At 63.0% G+C, this 25,547-nt stretch carries 25 protein-coding genes; 11 read left to right on the forward strand and 14 right to left on the reverse strand.

Going from position 1 to position 25,547, the window contains the following annotated elements; genetic code table 11:
* The first annotated feature begins 145 nt into the window (after positions 1-145).
* On the forward strand, positions 146-1,936 hold the full coding sequence (locus AB7E19_RS16960) for a long-chain fatty acid--CoA ligase (RefSeq protein WP_322131632.1): 1,791 nt from the start codon (positions 146-148) through the stop codon (positions 1,934-1,936).
* A gap of 59 nt (positions 1,937-1,995) precedes the next feature.
* Here AB7E19_RS16960 and AB7E19_RS16965 read toward each other — a convergent pair whose 3' ends face one another.
* The 5 genes from AB7E19_RS16965 to AB7E19_RS16985 form a co-directional block, all read right to left on the reverse strand.
* Positions 1,996-2,871, reverse strand: coding sequence for a hypothetical protein (locus AB7E19_RS16965; RefSeq protein WP_201970095.1), 876 nt, complete (start codon positions 2,869-2,871; stop codon positions 1,996-1,998).
* A 642-nt stretch (positions 2,872-3,513) separates the two neighbouring features.
* On the reverse strand, positions 3,514-4,728 hold the full coding sequence (locus AB7E19_RS16970; RefSeq protein WP_039039404.1) for an aldose 1-epimerase family protein: 1,215 nt from the start codon (positions 4,726-4,728) through the stop codon (positions 3,514-3,516).
* Positions 4,729-4,955: 227 nt separating this feature from the next.
* Complete coding sequence (locus tag AB7E19_RS16975; RefSeq protein ID WP_043155387.1) at positions 4,956-5,648, reverse strand: aspartate/glutamate racemase family protein; 693 nt, start codon at positions 5,646-5,648, stop codon at positions 4,956-4,958.
* A 135-nt stretch (positions 5,649-5,783) separates the two neighbouring features.
* Positions 5,784-6,374, reverse strand: coding sequence for a LysE family translocator (locus AB7E19_RS16980; RefSeq protein WP_010672906.1), 591 nt, complete (start codon positions 6,372-6,374; stop codon positions 5,784-5,786).
* A 102-nt stretch (positions 6,375-6,476) separates the two neighbouring features.
* Entirely contained in the window at positions 6,477-7,073 is a 597-nt protein-coding gene (locus AB7E19_RS16985; protein ID WP_039039402.1) for a LysE family translocator, read from the reverse strand.
* 116 nt (positions 7,074-7,189) lie between these two features.
* Here AB7E19_RS16985 and AB7E19_RS16990 point away from each other — a divergent pair, with 116 nt between their 5' ends.
* From AB7E19_RS16990 to AB7E19_RS17000, 3 genes are all read left to right on the forward strand, one after another.
* Positions 7,190-8,563, forward strand: coding sequence for a PLP-dependent aminotransferase family protein (locus AB7E19_RS16990; RefSeq protein WP_048206924.1), 1,374 nt, complete (start codon positions 7,190-7,192; stop codon positions 8,561-8,563).
* Positions 8,564-8,592: 29 nt separating this feature from the next.
* Entirely contained in the window at positions 8,593-9,057 is a 465-nt protein-coding gene (locus AB7E19_RS16995; RefSeq protein ID WP_113069655.1) for a hypothetical protein, read from the forward strand.
* Positions 9,058-9,199: 142 nt separating this feature from the next.
* Positions 9,200-10,837, forward strand: coding sequence for a hypothetical protein (locus AB7E19_RS17000; RefSeq protein ID WP_427936017.1), 1,638 nt, complete (start codon positions 9,200-9,202; stop codon positions 10,835-10,837).
* A 36-nt stretch (positions 10,838-10,873) separates the two neighbouring features.
* Here AB7E19_RS17000 and AB7E19_RS17005 read toward each other — a convergent pair whose 3' ends face one another.
* From AB7E19_RS17005 to AB7E19_RS17015, 3 genes are all read right to left on the reverse strand, one after another.
* Positions 10,874-12,187, reverse strand: a complete 1,314-nt coding sequence (locus AB7E19_RS17005) for a sodium-dependent transporter (RefSeq protein ID WP_201970093.1) — start codon at positions 12,185-12,187, stop codon at positions 10,874-10,876.
* 412 nt (positions 12,188-12,599) lie between these two features.
* Positions 12,600-13,913 (reverse strand): sodium-dependent transporter, encoded by a 1,314-nt coding sequence (locus AB7E19_RS17010; RefSeq protein WP_042015790.1) that lies wholly within the window; start codon positions 13,911-13,913, stop codon positions 12,600-12,602.
* Positions 13,914-14,122: 209 nt separating this feature from the next.
* Positions 14,123-14,962, reverse strand: coding sequence for an isopenicillin N synthase family dioxygenase (locus AB7E19_RS17015; protein WP_010672899.1), 840 nt, complete (start codon positions 14,960-14,962; stop codon positions 14,123-14,125).
* A gap of 200 nt (positions 14,963-15,162) precedes the next feature.
* Between AB7E19_RS17015 and AB7E19_RS17020 the strand changes: the two genes are divergently transcribed.
* Positions 15,163-15,726, forward strand: coding sequence for a DUF2799 domain-containing protein (locus tag AB7E19_RS17020; RefSeq protein WP_010672898.1), 564 nt, complete (start codon positions 15,163-15,165; stop codon positions 15,724-15,726).
* A 54-nt stretch (positions 15,727-15,780) separates the two neighbouring features.
* On the opposite strand, the gene AB7E19_RS17025 is transcribed toward AB7E19_RS17020, so the two are convergent.
* Positions 15,781-16,602, reverse strand: a complete 822-nt coding sequence (locus tag AB7E19_RS17025) for a Cof-type HAD-IIB family hydrolase (protein WP_043155694.1) — start codon at positions 16,600-16,602, stop codon at positions 15,781-15,783.
* A 232-nt stretch (positions 16,603-16,834) separates the two neighbouring features.
* The gene (locus AB7E19_RS17030; protein ID WP_427936020.1) at positions 16,835-18,073 is read right to left on the reverse strand and encodes an MFS transporter; all 1,239 of its coding nucleotides are present in this window, start codon (positions 18,071-18,073) and stop codon (positions 16,835-16,837) included.
* 148 nt (positions 18,074-18,221) lie between these two features.
* Between AB7E19_RS17030 and AB7E19_RS17035 the strand changes: the two genes are divergently transcribed.
* Both AB7E19_RS17035 and AB7E19_RS17040 read left to right on the forward strand, forming a co-directional pair.
* Positions 18,222-18,845, forward strand: coding sequence for a helix-turn-helix transcriptional regulator (locus AB7E19_RS17035; protein ID WP_010672895.1), 624 nt, complete (start codon positions 18,222-18,224; stop codon positions 18,843-18,845).
* Positions 18,846-19,154: 309 nt separating this feature from the next.
* Positions 19,155-19,631: an Lrp/AsnC family transcriptional regulator gene (locus AB7E19_RS17040; RefSeq protein ID WP_010672894.1), complete on the forward strand. Its 477-nt coding sequence runs from the start codon at positions 19,155-19,157 to the stop codon at positions 19,629-19,631.
* Positions 19,632-19,766: 135 nt separating this feature from the next.
* Here AB7E19_RS17040 and AB7E19_RS17045 read toward each other — a convergent pair whose 3' ends face one another.
* The 3 genes from AB7E19_RS17045 to AB7E19_RS17055 form a co-directional block, all read right to left on the reverse strand.
* Positions 19,767-20,084, reverse strand: coding sequence for a hypothetical protein (locus tag AB7E19_RS17045; protein WP_041211026.1), 318 nt, complete (start codon positions 20,082-20,084; stop codon positions 19,767-19,769).
* A gap of 148 nt (positions 20,085-20,232) precedes the next feature.
* Positions 20,233-20,463 carry a hypothetical protein gene (locus tag AB7E19_RS17050; protein WP_029313696.1) on the reverse strand — a complete coding sequence of 77 codons (231 nt, stop codon included), beginning with the start codon at positions 20,461-20,463 and terminating at the stop codon, positions 20,233-20,235.
* A gap of 35 nt (positions 20,464-20,498) precedes the next feature.
* Entirely contained in the window at positions 20,499-20,924 is a 426-nt protein-coding gene (locus AB7E19_RS17055) for a MarR family winged helix-turn-helix transcriptional regulator (RefSeq protein ID WP_029313694.1), read from the reverse strand.
* 176 nt (positions 20,925-21,100) lie between these two features.
* On the opposite strand from AB7E19_RS17055, the gene AB7E19_RS17060 reads away from it, so the two are divergent.
* From AB7E19_RS17060 to AB7E19_RS17075, 4 genes are all read left to right on the forward strand, one after another.
* Positions 21,101-22,105, forward strand: a complete 1,005-nt coding sequence (locus tag AB7E19_RS17060) for an NADP-dependent oxidoreductase (protein ID WP_322131915.1) — start codon at positions 21,101-21,103, stop codon at positions 22,103-22,105.
* 178 nt (positions 22,106-22,283) lie between these two features.
* On the forward strand, positions 22,284-22,724 hold the full coding sequence (locus AB7E19_RS17065) for a nucleotide triphosphate diphosphatase NUDT15 (RefSeq protein WP_427936025.1): 441 nt from the start codon (positions 22,284-22,286) through the stop codon (positions 22,722-22,724).
* 173 nt (positions 22,725-22,897) lie between these two features.
* Positions 22,898-24,040 (forward strand): chromate efflux transporter, encoded by a 1,143-nt coding sequence (chrA, locus tag AB7E19_RS17070; RefSeq protein ID WP_427936027.1) that lies wholly within the window; start codon positions 22,898-22,900, stop codon positions 24,038-24,040.
* A 137-nt stretch (positions 24,041-24,177) separates the two neighbouring features.
* The gene (locus AB7E19_RS17075; RefSeq protein ID WP_010672887.1) at positions 24,178-25,047 is read left to right on the forward strand and encodes an AraC family transcriptional regulator; all 870 of its coding nucleotides are present in this window, start codon (positions 24,178-24,180) and stop codon (positions 25,045-25,047) included.
* Positions 25,048-25,117: 70 nt separating this feature from the next.
* Here the strand turns inward: AB7E19_RS17075 and msrB are convergent, their stop codons facing one another.
* Positions 25,118-25,504 (reverse strand): peptide-methionine (R)-S-oxide reductase MsrB, encoded by a 387-nt coding sequence (gene msrB, locus AB7E19_RS17080; protein WP_010672886.1) that lies wholly within the window; start codon positions 25,502-25,504, stop codon positions 25,118-25,120.
* Positions 25,505-25,547 lie beyond the last annotated feature (43 nt).

Genomic DNA, 25,547 nt, shown 5'->3' on the forward strand with positions numbered 1-25,547 from the left:
TATCATGCCTCACTCTCATCTGGTTGACGACTTTGTGATCCAGGACAAATGGCGCACACTTGTAAGCTGTAATGTTAGAGTTTAAACTCCAGCCCCGATTTTGGTGCCCCTGCGGGCGCACAACTGTTACTTGAGGATGCGTGAGATGTCGCAGTTTCATCTGGTTAGAGTGATGCGTGAGCGTATTGCCCGCCTTGGCAACAAGGCCGCCCTGCGCGTCCAGCAGGATGGCCAGTGGCGCGCCATCGGCTGGCGAACCCTGGGTCAGGCCATGGATTATTGCGCCCAAGGCCTGATCCGGGCGGGCCACCAGTCCGGCGAGATGGTCGGCATCTATGCCCGCAACATGCCCGAGTGGACCCAGGCCGACCTCGGCATCCTGGCCGCCCGTGGCGTCAGCGTGCCCATCTACCCCACCAGCACCCTCGATCAGCTGCGCTACATCGTCAAGGATGCCGGCATCAGGATGCTGTTCGTGGGGGAGCAGCCCCAGTTCGATCAGGCGCTGCACCTCATCGACAGCGGCGAGATAAGCCACATCGTCGCCCTGGACGGCACCGTCGATCTGCGCGGCTGCGCCTCGGCCAGCCACTTCCAGACCTTCCTCGTCTCCGGCAACCACCAACCCAGCGAACAGGTGCTGCGTGAGCGCGAGCGCCACTACCGCATGGACGACCTGCTGACCCTCATCTACACCTCGGGCACCACGGGCGAACCCAAGGGGGTCATGCTCGATTTCGCCAACATGACCGCCTGCTTCGAGATGCATGACGCTCGCCTCGACCTCAGCGAGCAGGATGTCTCCCTCTGCATGCTGCCGCTGAGCCATGTGTTCGAGCGCGCCTGGAGCTACTACGTGCTCTATTGCGGCGCCGAGAACGTCTACATTCGCGACCCGCAGAAGGTGATGGATGTCATCGGCGAGGTGAAGCCCACCGTGATGTGCGCCGTGCCCCGCCTCTACGAAAAGGCCTACGCCATGATCCAGGCCAAGGTCGCCCAAGCGCCGCGCCTGCGCCGCGCCCTGTTCGGCTGGGCCACCCGGGTGGGCAAGCAGATGGTCGCCACCCGTCAGGCGGGCAAGTCCGCCTCTCCCCTGCTCTATGGCCAGCTCTGGCTTGCCGAGCACCTGGTGTTTCGCAAGCTGCGCGCCCGTTTCGGCGGTCGCACCCGCTTCCTGCCGGTGGCGGGCGCCCGTCTCGCGGACGAGGTGAATCTCTTCTTCCAGGCCATGGGGCTCAACCTCAAGTACGGCTACGGCATGACCGAGACCACCGCCACCGTCTGCTGCTATGAAGACACCCAGTTCAGGCTGGGCTCCATCGGCACGGCGCTAAACGGCATCGAGGTGAAACTCGGCGAGAACAACGAACTGCTGGTGCGCGCCCCCACCGTGATGCGTGGCTACTACAACAAGCCGCAAGCCACCGCCGAGGTGATGACCGAGGATGGCTTCCTGCGCACCGGCGATGCGGGCGAGCTGGATGGCGAGGGCAACATCTACTTCACCGAGCGCTTGAAGGAGCTGATGAAGACCTCCAACGGCAAGTACGTGGCGCCGCAACTGGTCGAGGGGACCCTCGGCAAGGATCGCTTCATCGAGCAGATTGCCATCGTCGCCGATGCCCGCCACTTCGTGTCGGCGCTCATCGTGCCCTGCTTCGAGTCCCTGGAGGAGTACGCCCGCTCCATCAACCTGCAGTACCAGTGCAAGACCGAGCTGCTGCGCCACTCCCGAGTGATGGAGTTCTTCGAGGCCCGCATTCAGGATCTGCAAAAGGAGCTGGCCAAGTTCGAGCAGGTGAAGAAGTTCACCCTGCTACCGAGCGCCTTCTCCATGGAGCTCGGGGAGATCACCCCCACCATGAAGCTGCGCCGCAAGATCATCGAGGCCAAGTACCAGCGCGAGATAGAAGCCATGTACAGCCATGTTTAAGAAATTGTATTGCTTGACATGCACCAGATAAATAATGGCCACCCTGAGGTGGCCTTTATTTATCTTACAAAGACCATTAGTTGGCTACTACCATATGAGACATCTTGCTGCTGTGGCCAATTTGTTCTAATCCATAAGTCTGGATAATTAGCAGTCCAAACACCTTTTTTATACCGATAGAAGTTACCTTGATAATCCAAACTACCAGGATGGCCGACTACGGTATAGTCTAAGTTTTCGAGTGAGCACCCTTCTTTTTCAGCATGGACTAAAACCTTTTTACTTAAATTCTCATTCAATGGTGAGCATAATTTTGGATTACTCGCTTGTGATATATTCATAACCCCCCATATCTCTGTGTCGGGTTGTAAAAATAGTATCTCCGTTGATTCATCCTTCAATTGCCCCCATGCACCTGGATTCAGATACTGGTTGCTATTTAACTCAGTCAATTGTTCAACAGGAACATGAGTCTCTTTATTATACCTAACTGCAACTAATCTCCAGCCCCCACCATCAATATCTACATTACAGTATAAACCGTGATACCAGCCGGTTTCTGTTGCCAAACGGCAATCAGGTCTTTCTTCATCACCCCACTCGATGCGGAAGTCACCACCATTACCATTAATATCATACCAAGTACCTTGATACTGCCGGTCTGATATTACCTTGCCAAGATAATAAGTTTTGTTTTGATTTATGTCTTGCTTCAGTTGTATTATTTTTCTATTCTCAACGAAACTACCAGTTATATTATCGCCACTACTTCCGGGAGTGATGATGTCACCATTTACATTCACAATTACCGTTGTTGATGATGCAGTCTCCTTGTCTATATTTCCATCAACCCAAGCATCTTTTGTCATTCGGTAATCTTGTTCAATAGCGGAAACCCCTATCGGAACTAACAAAGCTAACATGAACAATTTCATACAACATATCTTCCATTTCATTGTGAAATGGGAAGTATATGTTATCAACGCACAAAAAAAAGGCCCATATGGATACTTGATTTTGACAGGTAAAGCATTTTCCTAACTTAGGAAAAACTATTCTTGAATTACAAAAAACTGGATTTTATTACTAATGATTTCAGTAATAATCCGTCAATATCATACCTTAAGTATTTTCAGATAACTCCTTATAGCTCATTTCGTCACATAAAGTATCTATCGTGCCTTTCAATGTATAGTTCTAAATATAAATATTGCTGATATCAATCTACTCGTCCACCATTACATACAGTTTAATCAGACCTCTCAGGGACTTTCATAACAACACCAGCTCAAAAGAATCCACTGACCTGCTCTGCTGGTGCGTTCTAGTCACAGTTATCTCAGTCCGCCGTCGAGAGTATTATTTATATATAATTATACTTTAACACGCCAACCCCATTTACAAGCCTGTAACACAGTAAGCTATGGAAATATAGTAGCCAGCAAGTAACTGTACCCAATTTATTTATTACAATTAACTTTAGAACTATAAAATAAAGGAGCTATCCGATAATAAGGATATGTCGCTGGGAATAGAAAAGCCGCTCATGGAGCGGCTTTTTGCTGGGCGTCTCTCCCTTATGGCAGCTTGACCAGGGGTTGCTCGCGCAGCTCGGTGGCCCGACCGCCCTGGATCTTCTCCACCTGGGCCAGGGCCTGCTTCACCTCGTCGGCATTTTGCAGCAGGCGATAGGTCAGATCGAAGGTCTTGGTCTCCCCCGGCTGGATCTTGGGGACCAGCCCGAGCGGGCGCTGGTACTTGGTGCTGTAGGCATAGCTGGTACCGGGTTCGATGCCGGTCACATAGCCCTGGGCCCGGGTGTCGGTGTTCTTCCACAGGGTCAGCACCGGCAGCTGTCTGGTGTTGTAACCCACCGCCACTCCGGCGTTGCCGGCCCGGTTGTTCAGCACTGCCAGGGTATTGCCGTCGGCGTCGCTGTAGGGCACCAGGTTGAACACCATCTCGTCGAAGCCCTTGGTGGGCCCCAGATAGGTTTGCCAGCCCTTGAGTCCGGCCTTGGCGTAGTCATTGAACGGGGAGATCTGCTTCACCGGCGTGCTCACCCTGGCTCCCTCCTCCAGAATGGGGGCCCCGAAGTTGCCGTGATAGATGATCTGGTACTCGTTCTCGTAGTCCGCGTGGTTGGTCAGCTTGTCCTGCAGGGCAAACTCCGCCTGACCGGGCACCACGCTCAGCTGGGTCCAGGTGACCAGTTCGCTCATCTTGAAGGTGCGCTCGTCCACCCGGCCCAGCACGTGGATGGCATAGGGCGGCTCTTCGTCCACGGTCACGCTGACCACGGAGGCGGGAATGTTCTGCACCCGGCCATGCAGGCTCTTGAGGCGGCCGTCGTCATCCACTCCGGGATGACCCGTCCACTCGTAGCCGCAGCGCACCAGCATCTCATTGAAGCCGTCGAGCCAGCCGAGGCCGCCACGGCTCTCGAGATCGATGAAGGCGGGGTTGACCACCTCCTTGACCGGTGAATCCCAGCCGAGGCGCAGATCCGCCGCCTTGACCTCCTTGATCCCCATGCCGCGGGTCGGCACAAGGGTGATCTTCATGACGCCGTTGTCGACGATGAGCAGATCCACCCCTTCCTGGCGGCCGCCGTGCAGGCGTTTCTTCTCGATGGTGAAGGGAACCGGGCTCTTGATGCCGAGCTTCTCGCTGGTGATCTTCCAGTCACCCACATCCAGCCCTTGCTGGGAGTCGGTCAGCAGAAATTCGGCGGCGTGACCCGCGGTGGCGCCCAGGGCGAGCAGCACGGCAATGGAGAGTTTCTTCAACATGGATTTATCCTCGTGTCTCTTGTTTTTGTGAAAGCTGAATCGTTTCAGTGATCGAAAACTAGGCGCCTGACGCCCCGGACTCAAGAGACAAAAAGAGGAAATGTGAGCCGATTGACAATAAAAACGGCTTCAGCCCTGCTGAAATGAAGGCTGACTCACAGTTATGAAAGGAGGAAAAAACAGGCGGGGCGCCGAGAGGGGCGCCCCCTCACCCCGCCCGCACCACATCAGGCAAGGGCCAGCGTCACCGCGGCTTCGGCGTGGATGGCGGTGGTGTCATAGAGAGGCACGGCGGCCTGGCACGCCCCCACCAGCAGGGCGATCTCGGTGCAACCCAGGATCACCGCCTGGGCACCGGTCTGTGCCAGATCGGCGATGATGGCCAGATACTCGGCCTGAGACGACTCGCGAATATCGCCGAGGCAGAGCTCGTCATAGATGATGCGGTGCACCCGCTCCCGTGCAGCATCATCAGGCACCAGCACCTCCAGCCCGAAGCGCTCCTGGAGCCGCCCCTTGTAGAAATCCTGCTCCATGGTGAAGCGGGTGCCGAGCAAACCCACCCGGGTCACCCCGTCGGCCTGGAGGCGATGGGCCGTGGCATCGGCGATGTGGAGCAGGGGAATGTCGATGGCGGCCTCGATCTCCGGCGCCACCTTGTGCATGGTGTTGGTCCCGATCAGCAGAAAATCGGCGCCACCGGCCTGAATGGCCCTGGCCTCGGCCGCCAGCAGACGGGCGGTGGCGGGCCAGTCACCGGCGTGCTGCAACCGCTCTATCCCGGCAAAATCCACGCTGCTCAGCAGCACCCGCGCCGAGTGCAGACCGCCGAGCCGCTCGCGTACCCCCCGGTTGAGGGCCTGGTAATAGCTGACGGTGGACTCCCAGCTCATGCCACCCAGCAGACCGATACATTTCATGGGATCTCCTTATGTAACCCGATGGTGCAAACCAATGCTGCAATCCCTCAGGGGGCGCGTTTGATCGCACCGCCCCGGCAATAAAAAAGGCCCCGAAGGGCCAACAAGACAGCCGGTAAAGGCTCAGGCCGAGGCCTAAACCCAGATCATCAGCACGCAGGCCGCCGTAGCGAGCCCCATGCCCAGATTGAAACGACGCCAGCCGGTGGCGGTGCGGATGAGGCGGCGCACCTGGGCACCGAACAGCACCCAGAAGGCACCGGTATAGAGGCCGGTCACGAAGAAAATGCCGAGCACCCAGCCTGCGGACGGCCAGTAAGCCTCCCCCGCCAGGGTGAAGCCGCTGATGGCGGAGAGCGCCATCATCCAGGCCTTGGGGTTCAGCAGTTGCAGCATGGCCCCCTGATGGGCCGGGATGAGCGGCCGGTTCCCCTCCGCCGGGCCACTCGCGTTGGCCACCTTCCAGGCCAGCCAGAGCAGGTAGGCCGACCCCACCAGCTTGAGGCCGTCGTGCAGCAGGGGCAGACGCTCGAACACCACCCCAAGCCCCAGGGCCGTGGCCAGGATCATCAGGTTGATGCCCCCCACCACCCCCACCAGCAGAGGCACGGAGCGGCGAAACCCCTGGGCGGCCCCGGCACTGGTGAGCAGCATGTTGTTGGGGCCCGGCGTGCCACAGGTGATAAGGGCAAAGCCCGCCAGGGGGAGCAACCAGTTCAGATCCATCTCAACCTCGTTCAGATACGGCAAGCCTCCTAATATGCAGAGCCGACGCCCTGACGACAAGGTCAGCAATGCATTTTCTTTGCATGAATAATCAAGGTGCTGTTAATACCAGAGCATCACCACGCACAGGGCGGTCAAGGCACCCAGGCTGCCGTTGAGACGACGCCACCCCTTGTCCGAGTTGATCCAGCGGCTGAGCTGATGGCCAAACATCACCCAGGCGAAGCAGACCGGGAACCCCGCCATGGGGAAGACACTCATGATGCCCCACATGCTCGGCCAGTAGTCGCTCCCCGGCAGGCTGAACAGACTGATGGCCGAGATCCCCATCATCCACGCCTTGGGATTGAGGAACTGGAAGCCCAGCCCTTCAAGCAGGGTCAAGGGCCGGGCACGGCTGGCGGGATCTCCGGGGGCGCCTGCCACCGCGATGCGCCACGCCAGCCACAGCAGGTAAAGGCTGCCCAGCACCTGCAGGCTCAGCTTGAGCAGGGGCCAGCGCTCGAACAGCGGATAGAAGCCGAGCGCCAGCACCAGTTGCAACACAGGCTGGCCCACCGCCACCCCGATGAGATGGGGCAGGGTGCGCCGCACGCCGAAGTTGGCGCCGGACGCCGTCAACATCAGGTTGTTCGGCCCGGGCGTGCCGCAGGTGAGCAGGGCGAAGCCAAACAGGGTGGCATACCATTCGATGGTCATGGGGAGACTCCTTTCTCGCCACATTGTACCGATACAATGTGTGCTTGTTGGTTGTATACAGGCTGATAATCACGCTATATTGCGGACAATATTGGATCAATGGATTTATTGTCACCATGACAATCTGGACGCCCGACCTCACCCCTTTCGAGGGGCCCCTCTACCTCAAACTGGTCAAGGCCATCGAGCAGGCCATCTCCACCGGCATCCTCTCACCCGAGACCCGGCTGCCGACCCACAGGGCCCTGGCAGACAAGCTGGGGGTCACCGTGGGCACCGTCACCCGCGCCTACACCGAGGCGGAGCGACGGGGCCTGCTGGCGGCCCGGGTCGGGCACGGCACCTGGGTCAGGGGAGCGGCGGATCCCGCCAACGAATGGGTGATCCGCAATGAAGACAGCCAGCGCATCGAGTTGTGGCAGAACCTCCCGGTCCAGCTGGACAGGGGCGCCATCATCAGGCCCCTGCTCACCGAGCTGGCGCAGGGGGATCTCAACGGCCTGCTCGGTTATGACAAGGAGGCCGGACGCCCCGCACAGCGCCAGCTGTTCGTCGACTGGCTCGCCGAGCAGGGCATCACGGCGAGCGAAGATCGCCTGCTGTTCAGCCATGGTGCCCAGCACGGCATCATGCTGGCCCTGCTGGCCACCGGCTGCGTGGGAGAGACCCTGTTTTGCGAGGGACTGAGCTACCCCGGCATGCTGGGCAATGCACGCCAGCTCAAGAATCAGGTGGTGGGACTGGCGATGGATGAGGAGGGACTGCTGCCAGAGGCGCTGGATGCCGCGTGCCGTACCCGCCGGGCCAAGCTGCTCTACCTCACCCCCACCCTGCAAAACCCCACCACGGCCACCATGAGCCTGGCGCGACGCGACGCCATCGTCGCCATCGCCCGTCGCCACGATCTGCTGATCGTCGAGGATGACGTCAACGGCCTGCTGCCCGAAAGTGCGCTCCCTCCCCTGGTCAACCTGGCACCGGAGCGGGTCATCTACCTCGGCAGTCTCGCCAAGATAGCCTGCGGCGGCCTGCGGGTCGGCTTCGTGTTGTCCCCTCCCGCCCTTCGCAACGGCTTCGCCCAGGCGATGCGGCTGTCGAGCTGGATGGTGAGTCCGCTGCTCATCGAGCTGGCCTGCAAGCTGGTGAGCCAGCGCCAGATCATGCCGCTCATCGAACACCAGCGAAAAATCCTGGCGCGCCGGGGTGAGCTCCTGCGCCACCTGTTGCCGGGAGCACGCTGGCAGCCGGGGTCCATGCACGCCTGGCTGCCGCTGCCCGAGCCCTGGCGCAGCCAGGAGTTTGCGGAGGCCGCCAACGCCCTTGACGTGGGGGTCGCCAGCGGAGAACACTTCGCCGCCGGCCAGTTTGCCGCCCCGCAGGGAGTACGCCTCAGCCTGAGTCAGCCCGCCACCGACGCCCGCGTCGCCGAAGGGCTGGAGCGCCTCGCCGGGCTGCTGAGGGGCACGCCGCCCACCAATCCCCTGCTATAGTCATTGACCCTGGCACCCGAGGAACCTTCATGTCTGCCGTCCGTCCCGCCCTGCTGATCGCGACCCTGCTGCTGGGAGGCTGCGCCTCCCCGGCCCATCAACAGCTTGGCGCCGCCCTGAGCGGGCTGGAGGGGGAGCTGACGCGGCTGGAGGAGGAGTTGGCAGCCATGAACGGCCTTCACTATCAAAAAGCCATCGACGCCCCGGTGGCGCTGCGCCGCTATCTCAAGGCCCCCGCACCGACGGCGGAGGGGCTGGTGCCCGTGCAGAGCCGGCTGCAAGATGGCCCTCTGCTGCGCTACGACTACCGGCTGCCCGCCGGAATGACGCAGCTGCCCACCGACAACCCCTGCCTGCGCTACGAGTTCGAGCTGCGCCGCCTCGGGCGCCTGGGTCAGCTCGAGCTCGCCTGGCAGGGAGAGGCGGGCGCCGGGGAGCTGCGTGTCCCGCAGCGGGACTGCCCCTTCTCGGCCAGGGGGCCCGGCCTTCAGTGATGCTTTCTTTGCCCCGCCGAAGGCCGGCACTGAGCCATCCCTGACCCAGGTGGGGTATTGACCTCCTCTGGCTCTCGCGGGAGAGTGGAGGCTAACTTTGAATCCAACCTCGCCACCCCCGACCGGCGAAGGAGCGTCAAAGATGCAGATCCTCCTCATCGAAGACGATGCCATGATGGGCTCGACCCTCACCCAGGGACTGAGTGATCTGGGGCTGCCCCCCACCGAGCTGTTCCACTGCAAAGAGATTGCAAGCCTGCCCGCCCTGCAGCGCCAGCACGCCTTCGATGCCATTCTTTGCCGCCAGTATCACCACCAGGCCCACGAGGGAGTCAGGCTGCTGCATGAAGCACACCACCTGGGCCTGCTCGCGCCCGGCTGCGTGCTCCTGCTGCTGGAGCAGGACGAGGACACCGGCCAGTTCCCCCCCTCCGACCTCTATTTCGCCCTGCGTCTGGCCGTGCCCTTCACCACGGAGCAGCTGGCGCACAGCCTGCAAGCGCTGCTGGCACTGACCACGGTGACCCGCCCCCTGGCCACCCCCATGGCGCTCAGGGAGTGGCGCAGCGCCTGCGCCCAGTGCGAGGATCTGCTTTACCGGCACGCCAGCCACAAGGGGCTGGAAGCACAGATGGACAGGGTAAAGGGCTACATGCTGCTGCAAGCCGGGGAACGGGTGCAGGCCGCCCAGCACTACGCCATCTGCACCACGGAGCACGATGCCTGGTGGCCACGCCAGGGACTGAACCAGGCTCTGCTCGGGCTGAACCGGGTGGAGAGCGCCCACAAGGATCTGGCCCGCAACCGGGAGCGACTGCCCCCCGTCATCCATCAGGCGCTGGTTCTCGCCTGCCAACTGCACGAGGCGCAGTGGGATCCTGCCTGGGAAACCTTGTCAGGCTTGCTCCAACGCTGCCCCTGGCAGCCGCAGTGGCGCCAGCTGGCCATTTTGCTGGCCTTGCTGCGAAGGGATGAAGGTCAGGTGCTGGCGCAGGCCAGCGATTTCATCCTGCGCTACTTCCCCAAACAGACGTTTCGCCACTCTGTCGAACGCTGCCTGCTGGATGCGACCCTGGCGGTGCTCTGGCATCCACCGGGAGAGGCCAGAGTTCATGGGCTGCAGCAAGCGCTGGAGGAGCTCGGCCAGCAGGCCGTGACCCTGCGTGCCCACGAGGAGGGGCTGCTGCGCGCCCTGATGCTGGGTCTGGATTATCGATTCGATGACGCCTTGATGCTGCTGGCCAAGCACCCGCCGGAGGCGGCGCGGGACAATCACCTCAACCAGTTGCTCGGGGTGGCCGTCAGCCAGTTCTGCGGGCTTCCCCACCATGCCCAGCGTTATCTGGCCCAGCTCGGCCAGTATCAGGGGCCGGTGGCACAGACCCCGCTGCTGCAGGGGCTCATTTTGCAGGTGGTCGACGATCTGGCGCGGCAACTGGCGCAGCGGGAGCAGCAGCTGACCCAGCTGCGCGAGGAGCGGCAACGGGCCATGACCACGGGTCAGCTCCAGCTCGCCGTGCAGAGCGCTCTGACCCTGCAGGAGCGATTCCCGGCCCAGGCGGGGGATGCCTGGCAACTGCTGGTATTGCTGACCCAGTGCTGGCCCGCCGGCATGGCGGCCCCGGCGGTGGCCCGCCTGGTGGACAGGCTGGAGCAGCGTCTCAACCACAGTGCCGCCTTCCTGGAACACCATGGGAACGCCTATCGGGAGACCCTGCAACAGGTGAGATCCCACCTGGCCCCCAAACTGCCGCCCCTCGGTCCCCATCAGGGCCTATAGCCAGCCAGGGCGGTGCATGCCGCCCTGGCTGGTGCGTTACAACAAGCCTCGCACCAGGATCCCCGCGATCAGCAGGGGGGCGACCAGCCGCCAGCACCAGAGCAGCGCACCACGCATCAGCGGCGAGAGATCCGCAGGCACAATACTGTCCCCCAGCTTCCAGCCAAGCAGCAGGGTCAGCACCAGACCGAACAGGGGCATCATCAGGTTGGAGGTGAGGTAATCCAGCAGATCGAACAGGGTCTTGCCAAACAGGGTGTACTCCGCCCAGGGCCCGAACGACAGACTGACCGGAATGCCGCAGGCCATGATGAGCAGGGTCAGCACCCGGCAGGCATTGCGGCGCGACCAGCCCCACTCCTCGGTGGTGAAGCGCACCAGGTGCTCCAGCATGGAGATGGAGGAGGAGAGCGCCGCCACCAGCAGCAGCAGGAAGAAGATCACCGCCAGCCCCTGACCGAACGGCAGGTGGTTGAACACCGCCGGCATAGTCATGAAGGTGAGGCCGGGACCGGCGGCAGGATCGATGCCGGTGGAGGCCAGCACCGGGAAGATCATCAGCCCCGCCAGCACCGAGATGCAGCTCGCCAGGGTGACTACCCAGACCCCGGAGCGCAGCGCCCCGTCACTGCTCGGCAGGTAGGCGCCATAGGTGGTGTGTACCCCGAGACCAATGGAGAGGGAGAAGAACGCCAGCCCCAGGGCGTCGAGCACCCCTTGCCCCGTCAGGTGGGAGAAGTCGGGCATCAGGAACTGGCGTACCCCGGCCATGGCCCCCGGCATGGAGAGCCCGGTCACCACCAGGAGCAGCATCATCACGAACAGAGCCGGCATCATCCAGCGCAGCGCCCGCTCCACCCCCTGTTGCAGCCCTCCCTGCACGAACCACCAGGTGAGCCCGGCGAAGACGAGATGGGTGAGGGCCGGCCAGAGGGGATCGCTCACATAACCGGTAAAGAGTGCGGTGAGGGTGCTCGCCTCACTCAGGTTGAGCTCGCCGCCCACGGCCAGGGCCGCATAGCCGACGGTCCAGCCCCCCACCACGCTGTAGAAGCTGTAGATGAAGAAGCCACACAGGATCCCCATGTAACCCATCCAGCGCCAGTTCGGCCCCACCAGCTTGTGGAAGGCGCCGAGCACGCCGCGCTGGCTGCGGCTGCCGAGCAGGGTCTCCCCCACCAGCACCGCGACCCCCAGGGTGAAGCTGAAGAGCAGGAACACCAGCAGGAAGGCACCGCCCCCGTTGGTGGCTGTCACATAGGGAAACTTCCAGATGGCGCCAAGGCCGATCGCCGAGCCGGCGGCCGCCAGCACATGACCAATACGGGAAGACCACTGAACCTGGCTCATACAACCTCCGGGCAAGACAACATCAGTTCGATACTCCATGGCTAGACGCGGTGTGCGCCGCAACAAAAAAGGCCGCCTGAGGGCGACCTTTGCAATGAACAGTCAGACAAACGACACCTGCAAGGTCACCTCTCCAGGAAGGGGCTAAATCGGCCACAGAGAGCGATAAGGGGTGACATGGGAGGGCGACGCCTGCACGGTAAAAAGGAGCCACAGCCTAAACCATGGCAAGAGAAGTTGACAGGAAATAGTCTAAAACAGAACCAAAAACAGATTTAACCAAAACAAAATATCGAAATTACAGGTCGTTACTCTGTTTATTTTTATTTAACAGATTTTTATAAAGAGTCAATCCTGCCACCCCACTCCCCGGCCAGCCCGGCCGGGGAGTGGCGGAGATGACCAACCCTCCCTACACCAGGCCGCGCACCAGAATGCCGCCAATGAGCAGGGGAGCCAGCCAGCGCCAGCAGCCCATCAGCAGGGCCCGCCAGTGGGGAGCCAGCCCTTCGGGCAGCGCCTGGCGACCGAGCCGCCAGCCCAGCAGCAGCGTCAGGGCTAGCCCGAACAGGGGCATCATCAGGTTGGAGGTGATGAAGTCCAGCAACTCGAAGATGTTCTTGCCAAACAGGGTCAGGGTGGCCCAGGGACCGAACGACAGGCTCACCGGGATGCCACCCGCCATCACCAGGGCAATGACCAGGTTGCACGCCGCGCGGCGGGACCAGCCCAGGCTCTCGCACAGGAAGCACTGCAAGTGCTCCAGCAGGGAGATGGAGGAGGAGAGCGCCGCCACCACCAGCAGAGAGAAGAACACCACCGCCAGCCCCTGGCCGAAGGGCAGTTGCTGGAACACCGCCGGCATGGTCATGAAGGTGAGGCCCGGGCCCGAGGCCGGGTCAATACCGGTCGCCGCCAGTACCGGGAAGATCATCAGGCCCGCCAGCACGGCGATGACGCTCGCCAGCAGCACTACCCAGAGGCTGGAGCGACCGACCCCTTCGCTGGAAGGCAGGTAGGCGCCATAAGTGGTGTGGATGCCAAGGCCGATGGAGAGGGAGAAAAAGGCCAGCCCCATGGCGTCCAGCACACCCGACATGCCGAGCTTGCTGAAATCGGGCATCAGGAAGTGGCGCACTCCGGCCATGGCGCCCGGCAGGGTGAGGCCGAAGGCCACCAGCAGCAGGATCATGATGAAGAGGGCCGGCATCATCCAGCGCAGGGTGCGCTCCACCCCTTGTTGCACGCCGCCCCGCACGAACCACCAGGTCAAGCCGGCAAACAGCAGGTGGGTCAGCACCGGCCAGAGCGGATCACCGACGTAGTCGTTGAAACGGGCGGTCAGTGCCGCGCCGTCCCCCTGTTGCAGCTCCCCCGCCAGGGCCATGCCCGTGTACCCCAGGGTCCAGCCGCCCACCACGCTGTAGAAACAGAAGATGAGCAGGCTGCACAGCAAACCCATGGCACCGACCCAGCGCCAGCGCCTGCCCATCAGTTCACCAAAGGCGCCCACCACCCCGCGCCGGGTCAGGCTGCCGATCAGGGTCTCCCCCATCAGCACCGCCACCCCCAGGGTGAAGCTGAACAACAGAAAGACCAGCAGGAAGGCGCCGCCACCGTTGGCGGCGGTGACATAGGGGAACTTCCAGATGGCGCCGAGACCGACCGCGGAACCTGCAGCGGCCAGGATGTAACCGAGCCGGGATGACCATTGGGACTGCTTCATAAGAACTCCACGGGAAGGGCCTGCCAGCGAGGCCCGAAATGGCGCTCAGAGTACGCCCGCAGGCGCGCAATCACTCGGCGTATATCCGATATAAAACTCATTTTTTAGCATCATTAACCAATAAAATTCGGATAACCCACCAATCGTGCCACAAAATAAAAACCGGAGCGGGGATGCTCCGGTTTGTTGTCTGCCCGGGTCTGGCGGGATTAGATCACCCCCAGCTCCCGCAACCGCTCCATCAGATAGCTGTGGGCGGTGTGACGCTCCGAGAGCACCACATCCGGACGGGGGTGCAGGAAGAGCGGCAAGGAGATGCGGGACTTGGCGGCACTGCCCCCGGTCGGGTTGATGACCCTGTGGGTGGTAGAGGGGTAGTAGCCGCGGGAGGCCTCCTGCAGCATGTCACCGATGTTGATGATGAGGGTGCCGAAATCGCAGGGCACGTCCATCCACTCCCCGTCTGAACCTTTCACCTGCAGGCCCGGCTCGTTGGAGGCGGGCAGAATGGTCAGCAGGTTGATGTCTTCATGGGCGGCGGCGCGGATGGCACCCGGCTCCTCGGTGCCGTCGAAGGGCGGGTAGTGCAGCACCCGCAGCAGGGTCTTGTGACTCTCTTCGATCATGGAGGAGAGCGGGCAGCTGTAGTGGGCGGCGATGTCCCCCGGGGTGTGCTGCTCCACCCAGCCCAGCAGCTCGGCGGCCAGATCGTTGGCGAGGCGGTAGTACTCCATCGCCTGCTCTTTCAGCTCTGCCGGCATCTGGCCCCAGGGATAGATGTGGAAGTACTCCTTGATGTCCTTCTGGCTGTGACCCTTGGCCACCTCGGACACCGAGGGCGGGAAATAGCCGTCCTGGGTCTCGCGATTGAACAGGAAATCCTGCTTCTGTTCGCTCATGAAGAAGCGATACCAGTTGTCATAGATGGACTGCACCAGCTCCTTCGGGATGGGGTGGTGAGTCAGCACTCCGAAGCCGGTGGTGCGCAGGGATTCGGTGAAGCGCTCGGCCGCATCGGGGGAGCGATAATCGACGGTCAGGACTTTCATTGTTTTTATGTTACATGCCAGTTAAAAGTAGGCGCAGTTTACCCTGCCTCCCCCGGCAAGAAAAGGCTGCCAGAAGCCCGTCTACAATGGCTTGAAAATACTGATAAAAACATCATGATACGGCCCCCTCGCCCGGTGCTTGTCCCGGACGGGCCTCCTCTTCTAGAATGCCCCACCCCCTTTGCTGTCGGAGCCCCCTCATGTCCCCCAAGATCCTGTTGTTGACCCTTCCCTTCCTGCTCGCCGGGTGCAGTTCCCTCTCGGAGGAGGAGTGCCGTGCCATGAGCTGGTACAACCAGGGCTATCAGGACGGGGAGCAGGGCAAGACCCGGAGCGCAACCCGCGACTATCAGAAGACCTGCGGGGAGTACGGCCTCAAGGTGGATGAGGCGGAGTGGCAGCGCGGCTACGCCAAGGGGCTGGAGCTCTATTGCATCCCCGAGCTTGCCTACAGCAAGGGACGGGAGGGGAGCGAATACCTGGGGGTCTGCCCCAACGACACCAGCTTCCTCACCCAGTTCGAGCGCGGCCGCAAGGAGTATCTGCTGGAGCAGCGCCTCGGCGAATTGCAGCAGGAGCTGGAGCGCACCGAGCGGAGCATCCACCAGCTGGATCAGCAGATCCGGGGCGAGAGCGACAGCCGCCAGCGCGACTACTATCGTGCCCAGCGCGAGCGCGCCATCCGTCACTACGAAGGGGTATACCGGGACTACAACCGGCTGCGCTTCCCGGATCGGGTGATCCAGTTCTCCTTCGGGAGCTGACAAAAAGGGGCCGACATGGCCCCTTTCTGTTTATGCCGCAGACTGTTTTTCCCCTCAGGCGGGCAGGACCCAGCGCTGCAACGCCAGGGCGATGCCATCCTCATTGTGATCCGCGGTGACCCGGTCTGCATGGGCCTGGATCTGGGGCGCCGCATTGCCCATGGCCACCGCCAGCCCCACCTGCTCGAACATGCTGATGTCGTTGTTGTTGTCGCCAAAGGCCACCAGGTTCTCCATGGCGATCCCCTCGCTCGCCGCCCACTGGGCCAGCCGGTTGCCCTTGCTGCAACCTGGCTGCACCAGCTCCACCGCATAGGGGGCCGCCCAGTCACGGGTGAAGGGCAGTCTCTCCACCACCTCCCCGACGAAACGGTGCAACCGGCCGGGATCCTGGTTGAACAACTCCAGCTTCCAGATGGGGGACTGCAACCAGGACTCGATATCCTCGGCGGGCAGCAGGGAGACCTTGAGGTGATCCGGCTGGGTTGCCGACCAGCGCCGCATCCGGCCCACGTGCTCCTCGCAGCCCAGGTAGCCGATGCCGTCCCCCAGGTGGAACAGCGCCCCCATCTGCTGGGCTTGCACCTCCTCCAGCAGGGCGGTGAGGGGCGCCACGGCCAGGGGATCCCCGGCGAGGATCCTCTCCTGCACCGGATCATAGAGGTAGGCGCCGTTGCTGCAGATGATAGGGGTGTCGAGGGCCAGCTCGTGGTGGAAGGGACGGGCCGTCATGAAGTGGCGACCCGTCACCAGCAGCACCTTGATGCCGTGGGCCCGGGCCTGGGCCAGGGCCGCCCGGGTAGCGGACGAGATCTTGTGATCCCGGTTCAGCAGGGTGCCGTCCATGTCCAATGCAATGGCCTGATAACGACTCATATCACCTCCAAGAATGTCGAGACGGGTGCGGCGCCATCCCCTCCCGTTTCCAGTGCCATGACTCATCTCACCGCCGGGAATGCGGGCTGGGCATGGCAAGGCCCATGATGGGAGACGCGCTCGCCGGGGGGCGGGAACAGCGGAGCAAAGAGCCATACCGTCCCAGACTCGGCGCCGCGATGCAAGTCCGGCCCGCCATCCCGTCGCCGAACTGTGATCCCCGCGCCCTTCGTCAGCCCGCCTCGGCGCACCCGGCCACGGCGTTTCGCCTGTCCGTCCGTCTGCGCAATCCGTAGAAACCGAGGGCACAGATCACGCCGCAGAGGCCGGCCAGGTAGAAGGGCCACTCGGTCCCCGCCAGCAGCACCAGGCTGCCCAGTACCACCGCCAGGATCTCGCTGCCCACCGCCAGACCGCGGTAGAGCCCCATCGCCTGCCCCTGCTGGCTGGCATGGCTGCGGTTGGAGACCGCCACCGAGGTGGCCAGCTCCCCCAGGCTCATGCCGATGCCGGCCGGGATGAAGGTGAGCGCGAGCCCCCACCACTGGGTCGGCAGGATGAACATCAGCATGCCCGCCGCCATCACCAGGTGGCCGACGATGCCAAGGGAGCTGCCGCGCCAGTGCCGTGCCAACTGCTCACCGATCCAGGAGCCCAGCATCATGGGCACGCTCACCAGCACGGCGGCCTGGGCCAGTTGCACCGGATCCCATGCCAGCCGCTCCACCAGCCAGACATTGAAGTAGGTGAAGTAGAGCTGCACCGCCCCGTAGCTTGCCAGGGTCAGGGCAAAGTAGGGCAGGAGACGAGGTTGTAACAGCAATTGGCGGGTCGAGAGAGGAACCTCATCCCGGGTCGCCGGCACCGGGGGACGATTGGGCAGCAGCCAGAGCACCAGCAGCAGGTTGATCACCGTCATCCCCACCGCCAGCCAGGCCGCCAGGCTGTAATCCCCCGAGACCACGGCCGCATAGCCTCCGATCATGGGGCCCACCACCCAGCCCAGGTTCATGCCGATGTTGATGCGGGCGAAGTTGCGTGCCTTGGTCCTGGCCGTGCTCATGTCCGCCGCCATCGCCTGCACGATGGCGATGTCGCCGTTGAAGAAGCCCTCCACCACCCGGCTCAGCAGCAAGAGCGGCAGGGAACGCCAGGCGATGCCGAGGGCCATCAGCACATACCCCGCCAGCACCCCCACCAGACAGAGGGTCAGCACCGGCTTGCGCCCATGGCGATCGGAGAGACGGCCAAGCAAGGGGGCCCCCAACAGTTGAAACAACGGATAGAGCCCCATGATGACACCAAGCCACACCTTGCGGCTCCAGTCCGACGCCTGTGGCGTCAGCATGCCCTGGGCCGGATCCAGCAGCAGCGGCGCCAGGACGGGGGAAGGCAGGCTGAACCCCGCCACCGCCAGCGTCACCGTCATCACCAATACCCAGAGGGTCGCCTGTCCCTTGCTCCCTTCCATCTTCGCCTCATTAAATAAAGTTATCGGTTTATTTATATTGTGAGGGGTCGTCCATTAAGTAAAGCAGATTGTTGATTTAAATCTCCCCGCTACCCATAATGACCTCATCCAGGCGGTCACCGCACCGATACCCACCACCGGAGCCCCCATGAACGCCAGTACCGACAAGATCCTCTATCTGCTGAAAACCCGCGGCCCCCAGAGCGCCGCCGAACTCGGCGACCAGTTGCAGATGACGTCCATGGGCGCGCGCCAGCACCTGATGGCCCTGGAGTCCGAGGGCTGGGTGGGGTTTAGCGACGAGGCCCGCGGCCGCGGTCGCCCGGTGCGCCTGTGGCACCTCACCGACCAGGCCTGGCAACGCTTCCCCGACACCCATGGCGATCTGACCCTGCAGTTGATCGACGACATCCGGCAGGTGTTTGGCGACGCGGGCATGGAGCAGCTCATCGCGCGGCGGGAGCAGCAGATGCAGGCACGCTATGAATCCAGGCTGACCCAGCCGGCGCTGGCAGACAGGCTGATGACGCTCAAGGCGCTGCGCACCCAGGAGGGGTATATGGCGGACATGTCGCAGGAGGAGGACGGCAGCTGGCTGTGGTGGGAGAGTCACTGCCCCATCTGCAGTGCGGCCAGGGCCTGTCGGGGCTTTTGCCGCAGCGAGCTGGCGCTGTTTCGCCGGTTGCTGGCGCCGGCCGAGGTGGAGCGGGAGCAGTATCTGCTGGAGGGGGACAGCCGCTGTCTCTATCGCATCCGGCCGCCCCGCCCCTGAGCGGGCGGAACGCAAAAACAACAAAGCAGGCGCCGGGATGCCTGCTTTGTTGCCTTCGGGGAGGGGGTGCTCTCGTTCCAGCCCGTTGTTTCCCGATAAGGTCGAACGGCTGATGGGGCTCTTGACCCGGTAAGGTCCTTCACCACAGGTGCCTGGTCGGGCGCCTGTCTTGCCACCGGAAGATGTAACCATGGTACTCCCCGCGATGCGGTGAGTGGTTGTGAAGTAGCAGGTATTTTCAGTTGTTTTTGCAATAGTTCACCCTTAATCTAGGAAAAGTGGATTAGTAATTGCGAAGAGGTACGGAGAATGCTGAAACTTGATCGTATAGACAGGCATATTCTGGAGCTGATGCAGGAAAATGGCCGCATCAGCAACCTGGAGCTGGCCGAGCTGGTCGGGCTCTCTCCCTCCCCCTGCTCGCGCCGGGTCAAGGCGCTGGAGGATGCCGGTCTCATCGATACCCATGTCACCCTGCTCAATGCCCGCCAGCTGGGGCTGACCCTCACCGCCTACATTCACATCTCCATGGACAGGCACACTCCGGAGCGGTTCGAGAACTTCGATCGCGCCGTCAAGGATCTGCCCGAGGTGCTGGAGTGCGACCTCATCACCGGCAACGATGCGGATTACCAGCTCAAGGTGGTGGTGCGGGACATGGAGCACTACCAGCACTTCCTGCTGGACAAGCTGACCCACATCTCCGGCGTGACCGGGGTGCGTTCGAGCTTCGTGCTGCGCCGCATCAAGCACAAGACCGCCCTGCCCCTCAACCACCTGGGCTGACAACCCACCCCTCATCCGGGGAGCACCAAAAGCAAGAGGAGGCCCGGGCCTCCTCTTCTTGTCTCTGCTATCAAGGGCATTCGCGGTCAACACAGCCCCCGGGCGCCATCGCGCCGCCAGGTGGCGAACGCCTCGTCATGCCTCGACCTGGCTGACGTCCTGCACCTGCAGCAACCAGCCGCTCTGCTCCTGCAGGGGTTCGCCGCGCAGCCGCAGCCGCTCACCGGTCGACACCCACTGCCCTTTGGGCAGAGAGATTTCCAGGCTCTCGCTGCCGTTGTCGAACACCCAGCGATCGGCGCCCAACGACTCCATCAAGTACCCTTCCATCTCCACTCTGGACTCGGCCTGCCAGGAGGGGGAGGCGGTATCACGGCTCTCGATGAAATCCCCCTGAACACCAAAGCTGGCCAGCCCCCACAGAATGGAGAGCCCGACGATGGATGATTGCATCTCTCTCTCCTGTTGGTTTGCTACCTTGAGGGCCAGTATGGGAAGAGAAAAATGAGTGCACCATGAACAAGGTGCCAAAGTGCTGGCAAGATCGCGAAAAAAACCGGCCCCGTGGCCGGTCATGTCATTTTATGTCGTACAGGTCACACTACTTGGCCGCTTCTTCTGCCATCCGTGCAGCCCTTGGTTTATTTGTCCACATGGCCACCCCGCGGTGATCCGCACAGATCCCCTCGTCGGTGACCGCCCTCACCCGGACCCCGTCCTTGCAGATGGCCTGCCAGGCATCGGCATCGTCGATCTGCAGCTCGGAACGGGGATAGGAGGTATCGGCGCAGGCGCACAGCAGGATGGCGAACAGAGGGAGCAGGGATTGCATGGGTTTCATCGGGTCACTCCTGACGGGAAAAGGGATCAGCGCCCCAGCTGCGCCGCCACGCGATCGCAAAGCTGCTTGAGCTGGGCCAACTCAGCATCGGCCAGATCCACCTGATTGCGCAAGCTGTCCGCCAGACAGCACTCCCTGACCTCCTGCTGCAACTGGCGTCCCGCCTCGGTCAGACTGATGCACTTTTGCCGCTCATCCTCGTGGGAGACGGTGCGGGTCAGCCACCCCTTGCTCTCCAGCCGCTTGACGATGGGGGTCAGGGTGCCCGCATCCAGTCCGGTCTCCTGCCCTATCTCCTTGAGGCTGACCTCGTCCCGGGCCCAGAGCGAGAGCATCACCAGGTACTGGGTATAGGTGAGATCCAGCTTGTCCAGCAGCGGCCGATAGGCACGCATCACCGCATTGGAGGCGCTGTAGAGGGCAAAACAGACCTGCTTTTTCAATTCGCTCATGGAGGACCTCGCTGACGACAAGGGGGGCAGTATACCCCATCAACTTCGGGGCTGAATAGTTTGCACACAAAACAGTTGCCAGCCCCCGCGTTCAGGACTACCCTGATTTTAGTTTGCACACAAACAAAAATACCAGGCCGCCGCCCGACGCGCGGCCCCACTGCCGGAGAATGCCCATGAATGCCATCAGCCATCAAATCCAACTGCTGCGTCGCCCCACCGGTCTCCCCACCCTGGAGGACTTCGCCCTCCGGGACGTGCCCCTGCCCGCCCTGCAGGAGGGAGAGGTGCAGGTCGCCAACCAGTGGCTGTCGGTGGACCCCTACATGCGCGGCCGCATGAGCGAGGCAAAAAGCTACGTTCCTCCCTTCCCCCTCAACGGTCCCCTCGACGGCGGCGCCATCGGCACGGTACAGGCATCGCGCCATCCCGATTTCAAGGTGGGGGACAAGGTGAGCAGCATGCTGGGCTGGCGGGATGCCTTCGTGGCAAACGCCGCCCAGCTCACCCGCCTGCCCGACACCACCCTGCCGCCCCAGCGCTTCCTCGGCGCCCTCGGCATGCCGGGCATGACCGCCTGGGCGGGCCTGCACAAGGTGGCACACCTGAAGGCCGGTGAAACCCTGCTGGTCTCGGCGGCCTCCGGGGCGGTCGGCACCATGGCGGTCCAGCTCGCCAAGCAGGCGGGAGCCAGGGTCATCGGCTCCACCGGCTCGGCCGACAAGGTCGCCTACCTCAAGACCCTGGGAGCCGATGCGGTGATCAATTACCGGGAGACCCCGGATCTCGACGCCGAGCTGGCCCGCCTCGCCCCCGAAGGCATCCACGTCTACTTCGAAAACGTGGGGGGCGCCATGCTGGATGCCGCCCTCAACCACCTGGTGGTGCACGGGCGCATCGTGCTGTGCGGCCTCATCGAGCAGTACAACAGCAACGGCCAGGCCAGCGGCCCGCGCAACCTCTCCCAGGTGATCCGCAAGCGCATCCTGATGCAGGGGTTGCTGGTCTCCGATCACTGGCAGCACTACGGGGAGTTCCTGGCCGAGGCCATGCCGGCCTTCGAGGCGGGCACCCTCCAGGCCGAGGAGACCGTCAGCGAGGGGCTGGCCAGCATGCCACAAGCCTTTATCGGACTGTTCCAGGGCCACAATACCGGCAAGATGCTGGTCAGACTGCCCTGATCCGAGGGCATTTCCCATCTATTTAACAGATAGAATGTCGCCAGACCCATCCATTTAAGCGATGGAAAATCGGCATCCGATCGCCCTTGAACAGGCGGCTTGCGCAACGGGCCCATCCCCCCTAAGGTGGGCCCGTTTTCCCTGGCGCACCCCGCCGTCTCAGCAAGGAGCCTCCCCTATGTCTACCCCCTATCCCCGCGTCGGTGTCGGCGTCATTCTCACCAATGGCCAGGGCCAGGTACTGCTTGGCAAGCGCAAGGGCAGCCATGCCCCCTACTGGTCCATCGCAGGCGGTCATCTGGAATTGGGGGAGACCTTCGAGTCGGCAGCCATCCGGGAGGTGGCGGAGGAGACCGGCTTCGTCATCCGCCAGCCTCGCGTCATCGCCGTCACCAACAACCTGGAGACCTGGCGCGAGAGCGGCCTGCACTACATCTCGGTCACCCTGCTGGCAGAGGTGGACGGGGAGCCGCAACTGCTGGAGCCGGAAAAATGCGAGTGCTGGATCTGGTGCGACCCGCACAATCTGCCCGAGCCTCACTTCGATGCCAGTCGCCAGTCCATCGCCTGCTGGCTGGCGGGACAATGCTACCTGCCCCAGGCACAACCGGCCCCCTGACCCTCACCGGCAGGCTGCCGCGCGTCATACCGGTACCTCTCGTCTGCTGGCGGAGGCGACCAGCCACCCCGCCAGCCCCTGTTGATGGCAGGCAGCGCGGGAGGGCGTACCGTCACCAAACTGTCACTTTTTTGTCATATTATCCGGGCCAGGATGATGACGAGGAGGGGAAGATGGGACAGGTATTCATGCAGTTCTTGTGGCTGGGATGCATCAGTGTTGGCGGGCCGGCCGCCCATATCGGCTATTTTCAGCGCACCTTTGTCCAGCGGCTGGGCTGGCTGAACCAGGGGGAGTTCGCCCAGTTGCTGGCCCTGTGCCAACTGCTGCCGGGTCCGGCCTCCAGCCAGCTCGGCTTTGCCATCGGTCGCCACCGCGCCGGCATCGGCGGCGCCCTGGCTGCCTTCGTCGGCTTTACCCTCCCCTCCTTCCTGCTGTTGCTGGCGGCCGCCGTCGGTCTGGGTCAACTTACGGGCAGCCTCTGGCTGGACGCCGCCCTGCACGGCCTCAAGCTGCTGGCGCTCGTCGTGGTGGCGGATGCCGTGCTCACCATGAGCCGCCAGTTCTGCAAGACGGCGCTGCAACAGGGGGTCATGGTGGCCACCGCCGCCGCCCTCTGGTGCGCCCCCGGTCTTCTGACCCAGGTCGCCATGCTGCTCGGCGCGGCCCTGCTCTGTGCCTTGCGCGAGCCGCACCCGGGGAGTCAGGGCCTCGCATCCACTCCTGCTCGCCAGCCTCACTGGCCGACCCTGCTGCTGTTCGCCCTGCTGTTCGTCGGCCTGCCCCTGGTGGCGAGCGGCCCCGTCAGCCAGTTGCTGGCCGAGTTTTACCGGGCAGGCAGCCTGGTGTTTGGCGGTGGTCACGTGGTGCTGCCCCTGTTGCAGGAGAGCCTGGGTCACCACCTGAGCGAGCAGCAGTTCCTGACCGGCTACGGCCTGGCCCAGCTGGTACCCGGCCCCATGTTCACCCTGGCCACCTACCTGGGCGCCGTGCTGCTGCCCGCCACTCCCTTCATCGGGGCGCTGCTGGCGACCCTGGCGCTCTTCCTGCCGGGTTTCTTGCTGCTCTGGGCGCTGGGCCCCTGCTGGCAGCACTGGCTGGCCCGCCCCCGTCTGGCGGGGGCCGTGGCCGGCATCAACGCCGCCGTGGTGGGGCTGCTGCTGGCGGCCCTCTATCAGCCGGTGTGGCAGAGCGCCGTGCTCTCCCCCACCGATCTGGCGCTGGCCGCCGTCGGCTTCTACCTGCTGCGGGTGCCACGGCTCCCCGTTCTGCCCCTCGCCGCCCTGCTGACGGGGGCAGCCCTGCTGCTGGCCTGACGAACCCGCGACAAGTCAGGCAGCGCCCGCCGGGCTGGCGGTCATGGCTCTTATCCCCGAGGGGAGGCAAAGAGAGCAAGATCCGTCAGGACAGCTCGGGCCCGTTGGCCGATAGTGGGCAGCACAGAGGAGAGACCATGGATCACAACCAGACAGAGGCCTACCGCCGACGCTTTCAAACGGTGACCGAGCACATCGAGCGCCATCTCGACGACGACCTGTCGCTGGAGCGGCTCAGCGCCGTGGCGCACTTTTCGCCCTTTCACTTTCATCGGCAATTTGCCGCTTACTGCGGCGTGCCGCTGGGGCGTTACATCCAGCTGCTGCGGCTGAAGCGGGCCTCTTACCGGTTGGCATTCGCTCCTCTGGACAAGGTGACTGATATCGCCCTCGATGCCGGCTTCCAGCATGGCGAATCTTTCAGTCGCGCCTTCAAGCAGACGTTCGGCCTGACGCCCAGCCAGTTCAGGCAGCACCCGGACTGGGCCAGCTGGCATCGCTGCCTGCCACGGCCCCCCACAAAGAGGATTGACCCCATGCGAGTCGACATCATCCAGTTCCCGCAGACCGCCGTCGCCGCCCTGACCCATCAGGGCCTGCCCGAGCGCATCAACGACACCGCGGCGCGCTTCATCCAGTGGCGCAAGGCCACGGGCGGCTCCCCGGTCGCCACCAGCCGGACCTATGGCCTGGCGCCGGACGACCCCGCCACGACGGAGGGTGCGGCGTTTCGCTTTACCCTCTGCGGCAGCGTCGAGGCCCCCGTCGCCGAGGACAATGAGTGGGGCGTGAAGAATGCCCTCATCCCGGCCGGGCGCTGCGCCGTGGTACGCCACCACGGCTCCCACGACCTCCTGGCCGACTGTGCCCGGGCGCTCTACCGCGACTGGCTGCCCGCCAGCGGCGAAGAGCTGCGGGATTTTCCGCTCTTCTTCCACTACCACAACTTTGTACACGAGGTGCCCACCCATGAGCTGGTCACCGACATCTACCTGCCGCTGGCATAGCCCGGCACCTGACAGGGGGAGATAAAAAAGCGGCGCCTCCGAAGGGAGGCGCCGCTGGTCGTGTCGGGGATCAGGCGTCGGGCTCGAAATCCAGGCTCAGGCTGTTGACGCAGTAGCGCTGGCCGGTCTCGGTCGGCCCGTCGGGGAAGACGTGGCCGAGGTGGGAGCCGCACTGACTGCAGGTGATCTCCACCCGCTTCATGCCGTGGCTGTTGTCCTCGGTGTAGGTCACCGTCCCCTCGATGGCCCGGTCGAACGAGGGCCAGCCGCAGCCCGCGTCGAACTTGGCTCCTGAGTGGAACAGCACCTGCTTGCAGCAGACGCAGTGGTAATCGCCGCTCTTGCGGTTGTGCAGCAGGGCACCGCTGTAGGGACGCTCGGTCCCTTTCTCCCAGCAGACGTGGAACTGCTCTGCACTCAGCTTGTCGCGCCACTGTTCAGGGTTGTTACTGCTCATTCCGGCTCCTCACCACTGATAACGGTGCCCAGCATACCCAGTC

The sequence above is a fragment of the Aeromonas sp. genome (assembly GCF_050252055.1).
Lineage (GTDB): Bacteria > Pseudomonadota > Gammaproteobacteria > Enterobacterales > Aeromonadaceae > Aeromonas > Aeromonas caviae.